Source organism: Enterobacter cloacae complex sp. OE43NF (assembly GCF_023544405.1).
Classification (GTDB): domain Bacteria; phylum Pseudomonadota; class Gammaproteobacteria; order Enterobacterales; family Enterobacteriaceae; genus Enterobacter; species Enterobacter cloacae.
This window is the reverse complement of the sequence record NZ_JAMJFW010000016.1, coordinates 50,871-69,187: the sequence shown is the minus strand read 5'-3', so window position 1 is coordinate 69,187 and position 18,317 is coordinate 50,871. Positions and strand designations below refer to the sequence as shown.

At 54.7% G+C, this 18,317-nt stretch carries 16 protein-coding genes; 5 read left to right on the top strand and 11 right to left on the bottom strand.

What is annotated here, in order from left to right; translation table 11 throughout:
* Positions 1-18 precede the first annotated feature (18 nt).
* The 3 genes from M8370_RS09975 to ldtC all read left to right on the top strand — a co-directional run bounded on the left by M8370_RS09975 (position 19) and on the right by ldtC (position 5,803).
* Positions 19-1,092, top strand: coding sequence for an acyltransferase family protein (locus tag M8370_RS09975; protein ID WP_250020864.1), 1,074 nt, complete (start codon positions 19-21; stop codon positions 1,090-1,092).
* A gap of 149 nt (positions 1,093-1,241) precedes the next feature.
* Positions 1,242-4,688 (top strand): transcription-repair coupling factor, encoded by a 3,447-nt coding sequence (mfd, locus tag M8370_RS09970; protein WP_250020862.1) that lies wholly within the window; start codon positions 1,242-1,244, stop codon positions 4,686-4,688.
* Between the two features lie 149 nt (positions 4,689-4,837).
* On the top strand, positions 4,838-5,803 hold the full coding sequence (ldtC, locus tag M8370_RS09965; protein ID WP_048971496.1) for a L,D-transpeptidase LdtC: 966 nt from the start codon (positions 4,838-4,840) through the stop codon (positions 5,801-5,803).
* A gap of 73 nt (positions 5,804-5,876) precedes the next feature.
* Here the strand turns inward: ldtC and bhsA are convergent, their stop codons facing one another.
* Positions 5,877-6,134, bottom strand: coding sequence for a multiple stress resistance protein BhsA (bhsA, locus tag M8370_RS09960; RefSeq protein WP_250020861.1), 258 nt, complete (start codon positions 6,132-6,134; stop codon positions 5,877-5,879).
* A 244-nt stretch (positions 6,135-6,378) separates the two neighbouring features.
* On the opposite strand from bhsA, the gene M8370_RS09955 reads away from it, so the two are divergent.
* Positions 6,379-7,020 (top strand): TetR/AcrR family transcriptional regulator, encoded by a 642-nt coding sequence (locus M8370_RS09955; RefSeq protein WP_013097103.1) that lies wholly within the window; start codon positions 6,379-6,381, stop codon positions 7,018-7,020.
* A gap of 55 nt (positions 7,021-7,075) precedes the next feature.
* Here M8370_RS09955 and M8370_RS09950 read toward each other — a convergent pair whose 3' ends face one another.
* The 8 genes from M8370_RS09950 to hinT form a co-directional block, all read right to left on the bottom strand.
* Positions 7,076-7,615 carry a glycine zipper 2TM domain-containing protein gene (locus tag M8370_RS09950; protein ID WP_250020857.1) on the bottom strand — a complete coding sequence of 180 codons (540 nt, stop codon included), beginning with the start codon at positions 7,613-7,615 and terminating at the stop codon, positions 7,076-7,078.
* Between the two features lie 193 nt (positions 7,616-7,808).
* On the bottom strand, positions 7,809-9,113 hold the full coding sequence (locus tag M8370_RS09945; protein WP_013097105.1) for an NAD(P)/FAD-dependent oxidoreductase: 1,305 nt from the start codon (positions 9,111-9,113) through the stop codon (positions 7,809-7,811).
* 238 nt (positions 9,114-9,351) lie between these two features.
* Complete coding sequence (ycfP, locus tag M8370_RS09940) at positions 9,352-9,894, bottom strand: alpha/beta hydrolase YcfP (protein ID WP_013097106.1); 543 nt, start codon at positions 9,892-9,894, stop codon at positions 9,352-9,354.
* Between the two features lie 34 nt (positions 9,895-9,928).
* Positions 9,929-10,954: a beta-N-acetylhexosaminidase gene (gene nagZ / locus M8370_RS09935; RefSeq protein ID WP_044158668.1), complete on the bottom strand. Its 1,026-nt coding sequence runs from the start codon at positions 10,952-10,954 to the stop codon at positions 9,929-9,931.
* Between the two features lie 11 nt (positions 10,955-10,965).
* Positions 10,966-11,790 (bottom strand): thiamine kinase, encoded by an 825-nt coding sequence (gene thiK / locus M8370_RS09930; RefSeq protein WP_250020856.1) that lies wholly within the window; start codon positions 11,788-11,790, stop codon positions 10,966-10,968.
* Entirely contained in the window at positions 11,771-12,415 is a 645-nt protein-coding gene (lpoB, locus tag M8370_RS09925; protein WP_104668931.1) for a penicillin-binding protein activator LpoB, read from the bottom strand. Before lpoB ends, thiK begins: the two co-directional genes overlap by 20 nt.
* 13 nt (positions 12,416-12,428) lie before the next feature.
* Positions 12,429-12,803: a YcfL family putative periplasmic lipoprotein gene (locus M8370_RS09920; protein ID WP_023621894.1), complete on the bottom strand. Its 375-nt coding sequence runs from the start codon at positions 12,801-12,803 to the stop codon at positions 12,429-12,431.
* A gap of 1 nt (position 12,804) precedes the next feature.
* Positions 12,805-13,164 carry a purine nucleoside phosphoramidase gene (gene hinT / locus M8370_RS09915; RefSeq protein ID WP_013097111.1) on the bottom strand — a complete coding sequence of 120 codons (360 nt, stop codon included), beginning with the start codon at positions 13,162-13,164 and terminating at the stop codon, positions 12,805-12,807.
* Between the two features lie 351 nt (positions 13,165-13,515).
* On the opposite strand from hinT, the gene fhuE reads away from it, so the two are divergent.
* Entirely contained in the window at positions 13,516-15,705 is a 2,190-nt protein-coding gene (gene fhuE / locus M8370_RS09910) for a ferric-rhodotorulic acid/ferric-coprogen receptor FhuE (RefSeq protein ID WP_095427224.1), read from the top strand.
* Between the two features lie 84 nt (positions 15,706-15,789).
* Here the strand turns inward: fhuE and ptsG are convergent, their stop codons facing one another.
* Together ptsG and M8370_RS09900 are read right to left on the bottom strand one after the other, a co-directional pair.
* Positions 15,790-17,223, bottom strand: coding sequence for a PTS glucose transporter subunit IIBC (gene ptsG, locus M8370_RS09905; RefSeq protein WP_013097113.1), 1,434 nt, complete (start codon positions 17,221-17,223; stop codon positions 15,790-15,792).
* Between the two features lie 297 nt (positions 17,224-17,520).
* A complete protein-coding gene (locus tag M8370_RS09900; protein WP_248067576.1) occupies positions 17,521-18,315 on the bottom strand; it encodes a metal-dependent hydrolase in 795 nt (264 codons plus the stop codon).
* Positions 18,316-18,317: the final 2 nt, after the last annotated feature.

Sequence of the window (18,317 nt, the reverse complement as noted above, 5' to 3'; positions counted from 1 at the left end):
ATAAGGTAGTTGCGAACAATGAAGCAAAAAGCATTATGGATTAACCAGATAAAGGGGCTGTGTATCTGCCTGGTGGTGATCTATCATTCGGTTATCACATTTTATCCCCATCTGACGGGGCTACAACATTCGTTGTCCGGTCTTCTCGCCAAATGCTGGGTCTATTTTAACCTTTATCTCGCGCCCTTCCGTATGCCGGTATTTTTCTTCATATCCGGTTATCTGATCCGTCGTTATATTGACGAGGTGAACTGGCGCACCAGTTTTGACAAACGGATCTGGAGCATTGTCTGGGTCCTTGCGCTGTGGGGCGTATTGCAATGGCAGGCGCTGAGCCACCTCAATGCCTGGCTGGCACCTGAACGTGAGCTGGCCACCTCCTCGAACGCCGCGTATGCCGATTCACTTTCCGGGTTTGTGCGGGGTATGCTCACCGCCAGCACCAGCCTGTGGTATCTGTACGCCCTGGTGGTCTATTTCACGCTATGTAAACTGCTTAGCCGCTGGAAGCTGCCCGTACTGGGGCTGCTGGCACTGGCCAGCATCGCGATCAATTTCCTGCCGCTGCCGTGGTGGGGAATGAACAGCGTGGTACGCAATATGATCTACTACAGCCTTGGCGCGTGGTATGGCGCAGAGCTGATGGCCTGGATGAAGGGGCTGAACCTGCGTCGCACCTGGCTGGCACTGGCCGCTTTTGCTGCGGTCTCCGTGGTACTGTGGTTTGCTAACGTTCCGCTGCTGCTTTCCCTGCTGTCGATCGTGCTGATCATGAAGCTTTTCTATAGCCTCGAGGAGCGTTATGCCGTTCACCCCAGCAACCTGCTTAACGTTATCGGCTCAAACACCATCGCTATCTACACCACGCACCGCATCCTGATAGAGGCCTTCAGTCTGTTCCTGATCGGTGAGATGAATGCTGCCTACTGGCCGGTCTGGGCCGAGCTTGCCTTGATCCTGGTCTACCCATTTGCCAGCCTGCTGATCTGCACCCTCGCCGGACTTGGCGTACGCAAAATATCGACGGCACTGTTTGGCGATCTGTTCTTCTCTCCCCCTTCCGCGAGCGCACTGTCTCCGGCAACCCGATAATACCGCCCTCGCCCCCCGTCCGGGGGCGAATCTTCCCGCGTTGCAGTTCAGATTTGCTTATGCAAAACGATCGAGGATAATAAAGACATTGCGTATCAGTGATATGCCCCAATACTGTTGGTATATCCACAAGAGACTCTGACATAGCCATGCCTGAACACTATCGTTATTCCCTGCCTGTCAAAGCGGGCGACCAGCGCCAGCTGGGCGAACTCACTGGCGCTGCGTGCGCCACGCTGGTGGCAGAAATCGCTGAGCGACATCCTGGTCCGGTGGTGCTGGTCGCCCCGGATATGCAAAATGCGCTGCGACTGCATGATGAAATTCGCCAGTTCACCGATAACCTGGTCTTCAGTCTGGCCGACTGGGAAACGCTGCCGTATGACAGCTTCTCCCCGCATCAGGAGATCATCTCCTCGCGCCTGTCGACCCTCTATCAGTTACCGACCATGCAGCGCGGCGTGCTGATCGTTCCGGTCAACACCCTGATGCAGCGCGTCTGTCCTCACAGCTATTTGCACGGCCATGCGCTGGTGATGAAAAAAGGTCAGCGCCTGTCCCGGGACGATCTGCGCGCGCAACTGGACAGCGCCGGATACCGTCATGTCGATCAGGTTATGGAGCACGGGGAATACGCCACGCGCGGTGCGTTGCTCGACCTGTACCCGATGGGCAGCGACCAGCCGTATCGACTGGACTTCTTCGACGATGAGATCGACAGCCTGCGCGTATTCGACGCCGACACGCAGCGCACGCTGGAAGAAGTGGAAGCCATCAATTTATTATCCGCCCATGAATTCCCGACGGACAAAACCGCTATCGAGCTGTTCCGCAGCCAGTGGCGCGACAAGTTCGACGTTAAGCGCGACGCTGAGCATATCTATCAGCAGGTCAGCAAAGGTACGCTTCCTGCCGGGATCGAATACTGGCAGCCGCTGTTCTTTAACGAGCCATTGCCCGCCCTGTTCAGTTACTTCCCGGCGAACACGTTGATTGTGAACACCGGTGATATCGACGCCAGCGCCAGCCGCTTTGAGAGCGAAACCCGCGCGCGCTTTGAAAACCGGGGCGTAGACCCAATGCGTCCGCTGCTGCCACCTGAAGCGCTGTGGCTGCGCACCGACGAGCTCAACGCCGAACTCAAGCGCTGGCCTCGCGTACAGCTGAAAACCGATACGCTTGCCGATAAAGCTGCCAACACCAATCTTGCATTCCAGAAGCTGCCAGATCTAGCCGTTCAGGCACAGCAGAAATCCCCGCTGGAGAGTCTGCGCAAGTTCCTCGATGCCTTTACCGGCCCGGTTGTCTTCTCCGTTGAGAGTGAAGGCCGCCGTGAAGCGCTGGGCGAACTGCTGGGGCGGATTAAAGTTGCTCCGAAACGCATTTTGCGCCTGAGCGAAGCCACGGGGACGGGGCGTTACCTGATGATCGGTGCCGCCGAGCACGGGTTTATCGATACCCTCAACAACGTGGCATTAATTTGTGAAAGCGACCTACTGGGTGAACGTGTTGCGCGCCGCCGTCAGGACAGCCGTCGCACCATTAACCCGGATACGCTGATCCGCAACCTGGCGGAACTCCATCCGGGCCAGCCGATTGTGCACCTTGAACATGGCGTGGGTCGTTATCAGGGGATGACGACGCTGGAAGCCGGTGGCATCAAAGGCGAATACCTGATGCTGACCTACGCTAACGACGCCAAACTCTACGTGCCGGTCTCATCCCTGCATCTGATCAGTCGCTACGCCGGGGGTGCAGAAGAGAATGCACCATTGCATAAACTGGGCGGCGACGCCTGGGCACGCGCCCGGCAGAAAGCGGCGGAAAAAGTGCGTGATGTGGCGGCCGAGCTGCTGGATATCTATGCCCAGCGTGCGGCCAAAGAGGGCTTTGCCTTTAAGCATGATAAAGAGCAGTACCAGCTGTTCTGCGACAGCTTCCCGTTTGAAACCACGCCGGACCAGGCTCAGGCCATCAATGCCGTGTTAAGCGACATGTGTCAGCCGCTGGCAATGGACAGGCTGGTCTGTGGCGATGTCGGCTTCGGGAAAACCGAAGTAGCCATGCGCGCGGCGTTCCTCGCCGTTGAGAATAACAAGCAGGTGGCGGTGCTGGTACCCACCACCCTGCTCGCTCAGCAGCACTTCGATAACTTCCGCGACCGCTTTGCCAACTGGCCGGTACGCATCGAGATGCTGTCACGTTTTCGCAGTACCAAAGAGCAAACGCAAATCCTGGAGCAGGCCAGCGAGGGTAAGATCGATATTCTGATCGGCACCCACAAACTGCTGCAGAGCGACGTGAAGTGGAAAGATCTAGGGCTGTTGATTGTTGATGAAGAGCACCGTTTCGGGGTACGCCATAAAGAGCGTATTAAAGCGATGCGTGCCGACGTCGATATCCTGACCCTGACCGCAACGCCAATCCCGCGAACCCTGAACATGGCGATGAGCGGCATGCGCGATCTGTCAATTATCGCCACGCCGCCGGCGCGTCGTCTGGCCGTGAAAACCTTTGTGCGCGAATACGACAATCTGGTGGTGCGCGAGGCCATTCTGCGTGAGGTGCTGCGCGGTGGTCAGGTCTATTACCTCTACAACGACGTGGAAAATATCCAGAAAGCGGCAGACCGGCTGGCAGAGCTCGTGCCGGAAGCGCGTATTGCCATCGGTCACGGGCAAATGCGCGAACGCGAGCTGGAACGGGTGATGAACGACTTCCACCACCAGCGCTTTAACGTGCTGGTGTGTACCACCATCATTGAGACCGGGATCGATATCCCGACGGCCAACACCATCATCATTGAACGCGCGGATCATTTCGGTCTGGCACAGCTTCATCAGCTGCGTGGCCGCGTCGGGCGTTCGCACCATCAGGCCTATGCATGGCTGCTGACGCCGCATCCAAAAGCGATGACCACCGATGCGCAAAAACGTCTGGAAGCGATCGCCTCGCTGGAAGATCTGGGCGCTGGCTTTGCGCTGGCGACGCACGACCTGGAGATCCGCGGTGCGGGTGAGCTGTTGGGTGAAGATCAAAGTGGCTCGATGGAAACCATCGGTTTCTCGCTCTACATGGAGTTGCTGGAAAACGCGGTCGATGCCCTCAAGGCCGGACGCGAACCGTCGCTGGAAGATCTCACCAGCCAGCAAACCGAAGTTGAGCTACGCATGCCGTCTCTGCTGCCGGACGATTTCATTCCGGATGTGAACACCCGCCTGTCGTTCTACAAACGTATCGCCAGTGCGAAAAATGAGAACGAGCTGGAAGAGATCAAAGTCGAGCTTATTGACCGCTTTGGCCTGCTCCCGGATGCCGCACGCAACTTGCTGGATATCGCGCGGCTGCGTCAGCAGGCGCAGAAGCTGGGCATACGTAAGCTTGAGGGCAACGAGAAAGGCGGCGTGATTGAGTTTGCCGAGAAAAACCACGTTAACCCTACGTGGCTCATCGGTTTACTGCAAAAGCAGCCGCAGCATTTCCGCCTGGATGGGCCAACGCGTCTGAAATTTACGCAGGAGCTGACGGAGCGTAAAACCCGTATGGACTGGGTACGCAACTTTATGCGCCAGCTGGAAGAGAACGCGATCGCATAATCTGCTCTGCCCCCGGTTGCGCCATGCTACCGGGGGTAACAATTTACAAACTCTTTTCACTTCACCCGATCTTCCCGACAGACCCCTTCGCCATAATTATCACTAACCGTTATAAAACAATCACCCTATCATTTATATGGATTATAGTGATGATGACCTCTTCGCGTTTCACTCGCTGGATAACCGTGTTAGCGCTGGCCGCAACGGTTGCGGTTGTACTTCCCGCTCGCGCAAACACCTGGCCACTCCCGCCTGCAGGCAGTAAGGTGGTTGGGGAAAACCGTTTTCATGTGGTTGAAAACAATGGTGGATCGCTTGAGGCGATTGCCAAAAAATATAACGTCGGCTTTCTGGCCTTACTGCAGGCCAACCCCGGCGTTGACCCTTATGTCCCGCGCGCTGGCAGCGTGTTAACCATCCCGCTGCAGACGATTTTGCCGGATGCGCCGCGCGAGGGGATCGTGATAAACCTTGCCGAACTGCGTCTTTACTATTACCCGCCCGGTAAAAATGAGGTGACCGTATACCCTATTGGTATTGGCCAGTTGGGCGGCGACACGCTGACCCCGACGATGGTTACCACCGTATCAGACAAGCGTGCAAACCCAACCTGGACGCCAACGGCCAATATTCGTGCCCGCTATAAAGCGCAGGGGATCGATCTGCCCGCCGTTGTACCGGCCGGCCCGGATAACCCAATGGGCCACCATGCCATCCGCCTCGCGGCCTATGGCGGCGTGTACCTGTTACATGGAACGAACGCGGACTTTGGTATTGGCATGCGCGTCAGCTCCGGCTGTATTCGTCTGCGCGATGACGATATCAAAACGCTCTTCAACCTGGTTACGCCGGGCACCAAAGTGAACATCATTAATACCCCGATCAAGGTCTCTGAGGAGCCAGGCGGCGTGCGACTGGTTGAAATTCACCAGCCGTTATCGAAAAACATTGATGACGATCCTCAGACGCTGCCAATCAACCTGAATGCGGCGATGGTGAGTTTTAAAACCGATGCAAGGACGGATGGCATTGTGATGGAGCGGGCAATGGAAGCACGTTCGGGCATGCCGACTGACGTCACACGACATCATGGTGTCGCCCAGCAGTCGATGTAAACCCAAACGCAAAAACGCCCTGCACATGCAGGGCGTTTTTTTAGCAGTGGCATAAATGAGGGTTTAGCCAGGCTTATTTGTAAATAACAGCGGTACCGTGAAGGGTGTTAGGACCGGTTACAGAGGTAATGCGGAACGATTTCGCACCCATCTCATCCGCTTTTTGCGCCAGCTGGTCTTCCAGTGAACCCAGGTTAGTCCCGGCGCTGGCAAAGATGGTCCCTACTTTATGCTGGTCAGCAGGCGTTGACTGGACTTCCACAGCAGCAAAGCTTGCGAAAGAGAGTGAGCTAAGAACAGCAGCGGCGATGAGGGTTTTTACGTTTTTCATGATTTTTACCTTTGGCAGATGAATTTTGAGGTCGCTAGCTATTTAGTTAACGATCGATAGGTAAATGATAGATGTGATCCAGCTCACACGTCAACATGTTTTTATAACGACCATTAAATTAATTTTAATTCCGTTGTTTTTCATACCCATATGATTAATTTATTTTTCAGAAAACAGCACTGGTGGTGAAATGCGTTTATTTTTATAATGGTTATTCAACAAACCAACAGAGGACCAACGGCAAATGACAACCGATGTCACGAGTTGTGCGAAGAAAAGCCGTGGCCGACCAAAAGTGTTCGACAGGGATGCAGCGCTTGATAAGGCCATGACTCTCTTCTGGCAACATGGGTATGAAGCGACTTCGCTTTCCGATCTGGTAGAAGCCACCGGAGCCAAAGCGCCGACGCTGTATGCGGAATTCACGAATAAAGAGGGGTTGTTCAGGGCGGTACTGGACCGATACATCTCTCGCTTCGCATCGCGATACGAAGCACAGCTATTTTGTGAAGAGAAAACGGTTGAGCAGGCACTGCATGACTATTTCACCGCCATCGCCACCTGCTTCACCAGCAAAGAGACGCCCGCGGGCTGTTTTATGATTAACACCTCCGCGACGCTTGCGGCCTCCTCGAAAGAGATCGCCAACACGGTGAAATCGCGTCATGCCATGCAGGAGGAGACGCTCAGCACCTTCCTGGCCCAGCGCCAGCAGCGTGGTGAAATTCCGGCGCATTGCCGCCCTCAGGAATTAGCACAATACCTGAGCTGTATTTTACAGGGGATGTCGATTAGCGCCCGAGAAGGGGCGACGCTGGAAAAACTGCAGCATATCACCGAGACCACCCTGCGACTGTGGCCTGAACTGCTTAAAATACAGGGCTAAAAAAAAGCTCCTCAGCCTGAGCGCTTGAGGAGCTAAGTTCAGAGAACATCTTTTTTTACGCTTTGTTATTCAGTACCAGCTGGCCATTTCCATCCAGCGGAATCTGTGTGCCAGGGTCTCTGTCCATACGGATTTTGCCCTGCTGGTCACCAATTTTGTACGTCACGTCATAACCCAGCATTTTTTCCGACTTGTCATAGACGGTTTTACAGCGCTGCTGTGTCGTGGTGTACGTATCGTTATCCTGCATTGCGCCCTGCACCTGGTTACCGGCATAGCCGCCACCCAGCGCACCGACCACGGTCGCCACATCTTTACCACGGCCGCCACCAAACTGGTGACCAATCACCCCGCCTGCCACCGCGCCCAGCACCGAGCCGGCAATACGGTTTTCATCCTGAACCGGACGACGATGGGTGACAGAGACGTTACGGCACTCCTGACGAGGCGTTTTAACTGTTTCTTTAATCGGGGTTGCAGTAACCACCTGCGCATACTGTGGGCCGCGATTCAGTACGTTGAGACTGGCAACGGCAGCCACACCTAACGCAGCAGCGACGCCAATCCCTATACCCGCCAACATTGATTTATTCACGGGACTTCCTCCTTTGTTGCTATTGGTAACAATTTTGCAATGCAGGCTACGCTTCGCCAATAAGACAAAGGCTCAAAAAAATAGCTTTCAGGAGAGAGACAGGGCGTTTAGGAGAACTCTTAAGCACTCAATCTGTGATGAGTAGCATGATATGCTAAAAAATCCCTCCGGAGGGCCCGGAGGGAGAGAAAAATTAGTGCAGCTTCAGACGTGGACGGATCACGCGGTTGATTCGCCCTACCAGCATCATCAGCCCGGTTTTGAAGTAGCCGTGCAGCGCAATCTGGTGCATACGGTACAGGGAGATATAGACAAAGCGTGCGATGCGCCCTTCTACCATCATTGAGCCGCGCATCAGGTTCCCCATCAGGCTGCCTACGGTAGAGAAGTTCGACAGCGAAACCAGAGAGCCGTGGTCTTTGTAGACGTAGGCCTTCATTGGCTTGCCTTTGCGCTGTGCCAGAATATTGTGCAGCACCAGGCTTGCCATCTGATGCGCTGCCTGGGCGCGAGGAGGCACGAAACCGCCTTCTGGACGCGCGCATGACGCACAGTCACCAATCGCGAAAATCTCTGGATCGCGCGTGGTTTGCAGCGTCGGCTCGGTCACCAGCTGATTAATCCGGTTGGTTTCCAGCCCGCCAATGTCTTTCATGAAATCAGGTGCTTTGATACCCGCCGCCCAGACCATCAGATCCGCTTTGATGTACTCGCCATCTTTGGTGTGCAGGCCACCTTCGTCTGCGCTGGTCACCATCGTCTGGGTGAGAACACGTACGCCCAGTTTGGTCAGTTCGTTATGCGCCGCGCCAGAAATACGCGGAGGCAGCGCAGGCAGAATACGCTCACCTGCCTCAACCAGCGTTACGTTCAGCGCTTCATTGGTTAATCCTTTATACCCGTAGCTGTGCAGCTGTTTTACCGCATTGTGCAGCTCAGCGGAGAGTTCAACGCCCGTTGCGCCACCGCCTACAATGGCGATATTCACCTTGCCATTCGCACCCATGTTATTGGTGTACTTCAGGAACAGGTTCAACATTTCCTGATGGAAACGACGCGCCTGGTGCGGGTTATCCAGGAAAATGCAGTGCTCTTTCACACCCGGGGTGTTGAAATCGTTGGAGGTACTGCCCAGCGCCATGACCAGTGTGTCATAGGCAAGCTTGCGCTCCGGGACCAGCAACTCCCCTTTTTCGTCACGCAGCTCGGCCAGGGTAATGGTTTTGCTCTCACGGTTGATATCCACCACGGAACCCAGCTGGAACTGGAAATGGTGGTTACGTGCGTGCGCCAGATAGCTCAGCGCGTCCACGCCCTCATCCAGTGAACCGGTCGCCACTTCGTGCAGCAACGGTTTCCACAGGTGGCTGTGGTTACGATCCACCAGCGTGATTTTGGCTTTTTTGCCGCGACCCAGCTTTTTACCCAACTGTGTCGCCAGCTCCAGCCCGCCAGCACCACCGCCTACAATCACTATCTTTTTCAATGGCGTAGTCAACGTGACCCCCTCAAATTATTAACCAATTGTTAATTAAAAGTTATAAAAATAATCCTTAATTAACAACAAGTTACAGCACTGAAACCATTCAAGTGCATTGAGAATACCACGTCAGGCGCATTGGTCATACCAAAATTGATGTGCATCAAGTTTTGGTGGCTTAAAAGTAGACAATTCTGCAGAAAAAGAAAGCCCGGCACGCTTTGGCGGCCGGGCCAGGGAGATCTTATGCAGTATCTTAGCCCAGTGTTTTGAAGGCTTTGATGCGCTGCAGATGCGGGGAGATATTCTTGAACTTGTGGGTCTGTTCTTCGTCCCAGACAATTTCATAGTAGTGATGCAACAGCTCAGCCGCACGGTGGCTGTTAAGCGCCTCATCATTACGCGAAAGGATCACCAGACAGCGGTCGCGGTTCTTTTCACGGAAATTGCTGACGCACTTGGTGGCAATATCGACATACTCTTCTGGACGGTCAATCTTGCCTTCCATGTTCTCGTTCGGGAACAGGTTAGGATTGAATACCACCTGGCGAATATCGCACAGGAATCCAATCCGCTCCGCCCAGTAGCCACCCAGCCCCACCCCGCAAATCAGCGGGCGATCGTCGATGTTGAGCTGCAGCATCTTATCCACTTCTTTGAGCAGATGCTGCATGTCATGTTTCGGATGGCGCGTGCTGTAGCTGATCAGCCGTACATCCGGATCGATAAACTGCAGTTGCAGTACCTTCTCATGATTACCAGGACTGTTTGAGTCAAAACCGTGTAAATAGATGATCATCGTCTTCTCACCACGCTACGCCTTCCGGGAGGATTTACAGGCTGGCTTTATGTGCCTGCCAGCGCTCATTCAGTGCTTCAAGCCGGGCGTTAACCGCTTTCCAGCGTGCCGAATCCATCAGCTCCTGACGGCTAAATGAACCTTTATGATACAAATGTGTAACACGCTCTGCATTGATCGGCGACAGGTTATCCAGCACGCTGACTGCGCCTTTACGATTATTGCAGACGAGGATCATATCGCAACCTGCGTCGAGCGACGCCTGCCCACGCTCCGCGTAGCTGCCCATGATCGCCGCCCCTTCCATCGACAAATCGTCGGAGAAGATCACGCCGTTGAAACCGAGTTCCTGACGCAGCACGGTTTTTAACCAGTGCGGAGAACCGCTCGCCGGGCGCGGGTCGACGTCACTGTAAATCACATGCGCAGGCATAATGGCATCCAGCTTGTTATCGCTAATCAGCGAGCGGAACACCGACATATCTTTGGCACGAATTTCCGCCTCCGGGCGCGGATCACGCGGAGTCTCTTTATGCGAATCCGCCGTCACGGCGCCGTGCCCCGGGAAGTGTTTACCGGTGGTTTTCATTCCTGCATCGTGCATGCCGTCGATAAAGCGGGTGGCCATCTCCAGCGCAATACGGGGATCGCTATGGTAAGAGCGCTCGCCAATTGCCGCACTGATATGCCCTACGTCCAGCACCGGGGCAAAACTGATGTCGATATCCATGGCAATCATCTCGCTGGCCATCAGCCAGCCGGCCTCCTGGGCCAGATTCCCGCCCTCTTCGGTGCCGAGCAGCGCCGCGAAAGACTGGGCCGCGGGCAGACGGGTGAAGCCCTCACGGAAACGCTGCACGCGCCCGCCTTCCTGATCGACGGCCACGACCAGATGATTACGCGACGCCGCGCGGATCTGGCGAACCAGCTCACGCAACTGCGCCGGATCGTGATAGTTGCGGGTAAACAGGATGAGCCCCCCCACCAGCGGGTGCGCCAGAATTTCACGCTCCTCCGCATCCAGTTCAAACCCTTCTACATCCAACATGACTGGACCCACAGCAACCTCTCTTATCCTTTAATGTGTAACTGACGCCAGGCATCATCTGCCAGCGCCATAAATTGTTTCTCGCCGGACTGCTGAAAACGCATTTCAAACCAGCCCGCCATCAGCATGACGACCCAGGGTCGCCAGCGTCTGACCTGACGCGCCAGCTGTCCCGCGTCCAGATGCGCAATGCGGGCGTAATCGCCGATCAGTCTTTGGCGCGCTGTATCATCTTCCACCCAGACGGCCGCCAGCTCCAGTGCCACATCCCCATCACCGGCATACTCCCAGTCGATAAGCCTGATGCCGGTGGACGTATGCACAATATTTCCGGCATGAACATCCATGTGCAATGGCGACAGCCGAAGCGGCTGAGGCTCTCCCGCAGTGCGTAACCGTTTAAGCTGCGCAAGCCACCGTGGGGTACGTCTGTCCGGTGAGGCGCGCTGCCAGTATTGTTCCAGCAAAGGGAGCAGCGTGACTCGCCACCCCAGACACGGCTGATGGTGCAACTGACAGAGCGTCGTCGCAAGCGTAGCGCTGTCGGGCAGCGTATGCCGGATCTCCCCTGCCAGATACTCTACCGCCATCCAGCCCTGTCTGAAAAAGCGCGGGGCTGGCACGAGATCCGCCGGTAGACGCTTCAGGGCACGAAACTGACGGCGAAAATGGGAAACGGGGGCTAAGGGATCGTGGTGATGGCGCAACACCAGACGCTGCTCGCCCTGTTCCAGAATGCAACTCGCGCCGCCAAGCCCGGACTGGGCCTGCGGCGCGATAAGACGATACTGCGGAAAATAACGCGTGAGGATCGCTTCACGCGTGCAGTCAGAGTTGCGTAACCGCACCTTTACCTGACCAGATAATCTCGCCTGTCTGGACCAGCATCAGCTGCATCTGCAGGGCTGGCGTATTCACGTTACCGGTGGCATTAGAGTACAGCACATACTGCGCACCAACGTTACGGGCAATCCCCATCGCCTTACTGCGCGTACCGAGGCTGTCCTGTGGCGACAGACCAAGCTGCTGTTTGGCTACTGCCAGCTGCTGTGCGGAAACCAGCGTAAATTTACCGTTATTGGCCAGTGCATTGCGCAGGGTTTCTGTCGCTTCCCCGGCATTGAGTGAACCGTTAGTCCGGTTATTAACGCTATCCACCAGCAGTACGCTGCCTGCCGTCACGCCCTGCGCCTGCAGCATTTTGCCCACCATCGGCTGCATCGCACCGTTCCAGTCATAATGACGCACGCGCGGCGTTGGCTGGGAGGTCTGGTCCGGATGTTCAATCGGGCCAGGCTGCGACGGGATCGTCGGTACAGACGGCACGGTTGGCTGCGGTTGCGTTGGCTGTGTCGGCTGCTCCGTACCCGGTTTTGCCTCGTCCACCGGCGCAGGCTGTTCGGTTCGCGTCACACATCCTGCAAGGAACAGTGCAAAAGCTGTCACGAGCGCATAACGGCTCATATTTTTAATCAAGGTTCACCTCTTACAGATAAAGATAAAGTCTCACCTTATGCGCACCCAGATAGTTGGCGCTACCATAGAGCGTTACCGACGATCCTGCCGGAATGGTCACGCTGCGCGGCGCTTCCAGCGGGTGCATTTCAAGACCCCGTACGTCATACCAGAAGAAACGGTAGTGCACCGTCACCGGTTCGTGTCTTTCGTTAAAGAGCGTTGAGGACGCAGAAGATTTAATTTCACTGATGGTCAACGTAGGTTGTTCTGCGGTGATGCCCGCGGCAAGTACCGATGACTCCATCACCAGCGTCTGTTCATCACTGACGGGAATGGCCGGGCGCGTGCTGCACCCCACCATTACCAATGTCATTGCCAGCGCTGCAATACGCCCTTTTAACATGTCAAAGACCTTTATGTGACAGCATCGGTCCCAGAGGACGCCCACCCAGAAGATGCATATGAATATGATAAACTTCCTGACCACCATGGCGATTACAGTTCATGATCAAACGGTAACCGTCTTCAGCAATCCCCTCCTGCTCGGCGATTTTCGCGGCTACCGTCAGCATACGGCCTAACGCCACTTCATGCTCGGCTTTTACGTCATTGACGGTGGGAATCAGAATATTTGGAATGATAAGGATATGAGTCGGAGCCTGAGGAGAAATATCTCTGAAAGCCGTCACCAGCTCATCCTGATAAACGATATCCGAAGGGATTTCGCGGCGGATAATTTTACTGAAAATGGTTTCTTCAGCCATGACCTGTTCCTTTGTAGTTTAATCTGGCGTGGTGCGTCCGCTATTAACACAATCTCTGCATGAGTGTGTGGCACAATGGAAGAGTATGAGCGACTTTCTCCTGTCCTTTCAACCTTCTCCCCGGATTTCTTTCCTGAAAGCGTTTCAGCTGACTTAAGAGTAACCGCTCTCGACGCTTCACCACCTGAAACATAATTTCATTTCCTTTTGACACATCTGTTTACAGTGCTAATCACAATGCGTATATTTCGCATTTGCATTTTCATGCGCATTTTTAACATAGAAAACGACGTCAGCCCGTTCTCACGGGACTGTCGCACTCACCTTTCACCATTCAGTAAGGGTTTGATGATGTCTTTCATTTATCACACCAGGGATGGGCAACCGCAGCCAGCCGCCACGCCTTCGTTGCTGGCTGCCTGTATTGCTATGGCATTGATGCCAGCCGTCAGTTTCGCCGCCTCAGCGACCGAAGATACCGTGGTTGTCGAGGGCGGTTTTGATAACGCACAGGACCCGTCCAGCAGTCAGGATACGGACTACAGCGTTAAGACCACCACCACGGGGACGAAACTGTTACTGGTTCCCCGCGATATTCCGCAGTCCGTCAGCGTCATTAGCCAGCAGCGTATGGCAGATCAGAATCTGCAATCCCTCGGCCAGGTGTTAACTAACACCACCGGCGTCACCGCGCAGGTACAGGACAGCGACCGGACGGTATTTTACTCGCGCGGCTTCTTTGTCAGTAACTATGCGTATGATGATCTGCCAACCTCCATCAGCGAAGTATGGAACTTTGGCGACACCGCCGCCGATACCGCCATTTACGATCGTATTGAAGTGGTACGCGGCGCAACCGGCCTGATGTCCGGCACGGGAAATCCCGCCGCCTACGTCAACATGGTACGTAAGCATGCAGACAGCAATGAATTTAAAGGCAATGTCTCCGCCAGTTACGGTAGCTGGGACAAACAACGCTACGTGCTGGATCTGCAGGCTCCTCTGGTAGAGTCGGGTAACGTGCGCGGTCGTCTTATTACGGGTTATCAGGACAACGACAGTTTTGTTGATAACTACCACTACCGCAAAAAGTTCCTCTATGGCGTGGTCGATGCGGACGTGACTGACAGCACCACCCTGTCTGTGGGCTATGAATATCAGGAAAGCGATACCGATAACCCAACCTGGGGCGGCCTGCCAACCTGGTACAGCGATGGCAGCAAAACCCATTACAACCGCAGCCAGACCGTTGCACCAGACTGGGCTTATTCAGATAAAGACAACACCCGTATTTTCGCCAACCTCACCCAACGCTTCGACAACGGCTGGGAAGCCCACATCAACGGCATGCATGCCGACACCAACTTCGACAGCAAACTGATGTATATGTCCGGCTACCCGGATAAAGAGACCGGTGCGGGTATGGTCGGATATGGCGGCTGGAACCGCGGTGAACGTAAGCAGGATGCGGTGGATGCCTTCCTGCGCGGCGGTTTCGATCTTTTCGGTCGCCAGCATGAGATGATGTTTGGCGGTAGCTTCAGCCGCCAGCGTAACCACTATGACAATACCATGCCGGACGCGCTGTACGGCATGGTTGACGTGGGTAACTTCAAAAACTGGAACGGGAATATCGCCGATCCGCAGTGGACCCCCTGGAAGCTTTACAGTCAGGATGATATCCGCCAGTCTTCAGCCTATACCTCAGCCCGCTTCTCGCTTGCCGATCCGCTATCTCTGATCCTCGGTGCGCGTTATACCCATTACAACATTCGCTATAACCCGGCGGGCTCCCCGGACACCCGCCTGGAAAGCAGTAAGGATGATGTAACGCCATATGCGGGCCTTGTTTACGATATCAATGAAGACTGGTCAACCTACGTCAGCTATACCTCCATCTTCCAGCCTCAGGACAAACGTGACGCCAGCGGCCGCTACCTGGACCCGACAACGGGGAAAAGCTATGAAGCCGGGGTGAAAGCAGACTGGTTTAGTACGCGCCTGACCACCTCGCTCGCCCTCTTCCGCATTGAGCAGGATAATGTGGCGAATAATACCTACACCTACATGCCCAGCGGCGAGTCAATTTATGAATCTCTGGATGGGGTCGTCAGTAAAGGGATCGAATTCGAGCTAAACGGCGCCCTGACCGATAACTGGCAGCTGACCTTCGGCGCAACCCGCTACATTGCTGAAGACAAGCGCGGCAACGCGGTAAGTTCCGATCAGCCTCGTACCACAATGAAGCTCTTTACCCGTTATCAACTGCCCATGCTACCTGCACTGGCAGTGGGCGGCGGGGTGAACTGGCAGAATAAAGTCTGGAACGATGTAGATGGCGGCCCGGCAGGCCGATCACGGGCAGAACAAGGCAGCTACGCGCTGGTTAACCTGTTCAGCCGGTATCAGGTGACTAAAGATTTTGCTGTCCAGGCTAACATCAACAACCTGTTCGACAAAGAGTATTACGACTACGTCGGCTCTTATGTGGTATATGGCGCGCCGCTGAACGTCTCTGTAAGCGCGAGCTACGACTTCTGAGTGTTCAGCCGCTACCCGGCATAACAAAACTGCAGGCATAAAAAAGGCAGCCATTCGGCTGCCTTAGTCTCCCCAGGTCACAGCTTAGCTGTTGCGGATGTATTCATCCATTTCGGTTTTCAGGTTATCGGATTTGGTACCGAAGATTGCCTGAACACCAGAACCTGCAACAACCACACCCGCTGCGCCCAGTTTTTTCAGACCCGGCTGGTCTACTTTCGCAACATCGGCAACGCTCACACGCAGACGAGTGATACACGCGTCCAGGTTAGTGATGTTCTCTTTACCGCCGAATGCTGCAACCAGTGCCGGAGCCATTTCGCTGGTCGCGCCTGCTTTGCTGTCTTCTGTTGCATCTTCACGACCTGGCGTTTTCAGGTCCAGTGCTTTGATCAGCACGCGGAAGATGGTGTAGTAAACAACGGCGTAGCACGCACCCACGATTGGGAACAGCCACAGTTTGCTGCTGTTACCGGACAGAACGATGAAGTCGATCAGGCCGTGTGAGAAGGACGTACCGTCACGCATACCCAGCAGGATACAGATTGGGAACGCCAGACCCGCCAGAATCGCGTGGATAACGTACAGGATCGGCGCAACGAACATGAAGGAGAACTCGATCGGCTCGGTGATACCGGTCAGGAACGAGGTCAGCGCTGCGGAGATCATGATACCGCCCACTTTTGCACGGTTCTCTGGTTTAGCAGAGTGCCAGATTGCAATTGCCGCGGCTGGCAGACCATACATTTTGAACAGGAAGCCACCAGACAGTTTACCTGCAGTTGGGTCACCCGCCATGTAACGTGGGATATCACCGTGGAACACCTGACCTGCTGCGTTGGTGAATTCACCAATCTGCATCTGGAATGGAACGTTCCAGATGTGGTGCAGACCAAATGGCACCAGGCAACGCTCGATGAAGCCGTAGATACCAAACGCCACAACCGGGTTCTGATAAGCAGCCCACTGAGAGAAGGTCTGGATTGCCGTACCGATTGGTGGCCAGATGAAGGACAGGATCACACCCGTGAAAATCGCTGCCAGACCAGAGATGATCGGAACGAAACGCTTGCCCGCGAAGAAGCCCAGATACTCAGGCAGCTTGATGCGATAGAAGCGGTTAAACATATACGCTGCAATCGCACCGGAGATGATACCGCCCAGAACACCGGTATCCGCCAGGTGTTTCGCTGCGATCTCTTCAGCAGGTAAATGCAGAACCAGCGGTGCAACCACAGCCATGGTTTTCACCATGATGCCGTAGGCAACCACAGAAGCCAGCGCAGAAACGCCGTCGTTATTGGTGAAGCCCAGAGCAACACCGATAGCGAAGATCAGCGGCATGTTAGCAAAGACAGAACCGCCTGCTTCGGCCATTACGTGGGACACTACGGCTGGCAGCCAGCTGAAGTTTGCAGAACCGACACCCAGCAGGATACCTGCGATAGGCAGTACGGATACTGGCAGCATCAGCGATTTACCGACCTTTTGCAGGTTAGCAAATGCATTCTTAAACATAATTGAGAGTGCTCCTGAGTATTTGTGCTTTTTTTACGCTTTCACGCATTGGCCCGGGGGGAGTACCGTGCCGTGGACAGGACATCTAAGCGCCCTTTATTTATTACACAGAGTAAAATAATTCCCTCTGAGTTTGTTTGACGGCTATCACGTTTCAGCTTAAGACGGTCGAAAAACTTTCAGTTATTTACAAAAAGCATTTCTGGATGTGTCTAAAAACACCATCACCGCCCCAAATGAGGCGGTGAACTTTACTCGTTTTAACTATTAATTACGAGCCTAAAAAAAACAGGTGTATCAAACAGATTGCAGGCGGGCGGGGTCAATATGGAACAGTGTAGAGAAGTTTTCCGTCGTGACGCGGGCCAGCTCTTCGATACTGACGCCCTTCAGAACGGCCATGTATTCAGCCACGTCTCTCGTCATTGCTGGCTGGTTTTCTTTACCGCGATGCGGTACCGGAGCCAGATAAGGAGAGTCTGTTTCCACCAGAATACGATCGAGCGGAACATAACGCGCAGCATCGCGAAGCTGCTCAGCGTTACGGAACGTCACGATCCCGGAAAACGAGATATAAAACCCTAAATCAAGCAGTTTTCCCGCCGTTTCTCTGTCTTCTGTGAAACAGTGTAGTACGCCACCGCAATCCGTCACGTTTTCTTCCCTGAGGATCGCCAGGGTATCGGCGCGGGCATCGCGGGTATGAACGATAACCGGTTTGTTAAGCTCACGGCCAATGCGAATGTGATGGCGGAAGGACTCCTGCTGACGCGCCATGGTCTCCGGCGTGTAGTAATAGTCCAGCCCGGTTTCCCCCATCGCTACCACGCCCTCTTCGGCCGCCAGACGACGTAACTCCTCAACGTCGTATGCGTCATCCTGATTGAGCGGATGCACGCCACAGGAAAAAACAACATTAGGGCGAACGCCCACCAGCTCACGCATGGTGCGATAGCCCGGCAGCGTGGTAGCCACCGCAAGGCAAAATTTCACATCGCGGGCGGCGGCTTTTGCCAGCACGTCGTCCACGTCTTTATGCAGGGATTGATAATCCAGGCCATCGAGATGGCAGTGTGAGTCGACTAAAAACATAA

Excerpts from the sequence above, each read along its gene's own strand:
- M8370_RS09955 (WP_013097103.1), top strand. The coding sequence starts at position 6,379 with ATGACAACCGATGTCACGAGTTGTGCGAAGAAAAGCCGTGGCCGACCA.
- M8370_RS09920 (WP_023621894.1), bottom strand. The coding sequence starts at position 12,803 with ATGTTAAAAGGGCGTATTGCAGCGCTGGCAATGACATTGGTAATGGTG.
- M8370_RS09900 (WP_248067576.1), bottom strand. The coding sequence starts at position 18,315 with ATGTTTTTAGTCGACTCACACTGCCATCTCGATGGCCTGGATTATCAA.
- bhsA (WP_250020861.1), bottom strand. The coding sequence starts at position 6,134 with ATGAAAAACGTAAAAACCCTCATCGCCGCTGCTGTTCTTAGCTCACTC.
- M8370_RS09975 (WP_250020864.1), top strand. The coding sequence starts at position 19 with ATGAAGCAAAAAGCATTATGGATTAACCAGATAAAGGGGCTGTGTATC.
- mfd (WP_250020862.1), top strand. The coding sequence starts at position 1,242 with ATGCCTGAACACTATCGTTATTCCCTGCCTGTCAAAGCGGGCGACCAG.
- ptsG (WP_013097113.1), bottom strand. The coding sequence starts at position 17,223 with ATGTTTAAGAATGCATTTGCTAACCTGCAAAAGGTCGGTAAATCGCTG.
- fhuE (WP_095427224.1), top strand. The coding sequence starts at position 13,516 with ATGTCTTTCATTTATCACACCAGGGATGGGCAACCGCAGCCAGCCGCC.
- hinT (WP_013097111.1), bottom strand. The coding sequence starts at position 13,164 with ATGGCTGAAGAAACCATTTTCAGTAAAATTATCCGCCGCGAAATCCCT.
- ycfP (WP_013097106.1), bottom strand. The coding sequence starts at position 9,894 with ATGATCATCTATTTACACGGTTTTGACTCAAACAGTCCTGGTAATCAT.
- ldtC (WP_048971496.1), top strand. The coding sequence starts at position 4,838 with ATGATGACCTCTTCGCGTTTCACTCGCTGGATAACCGTGTTAGCGCTG.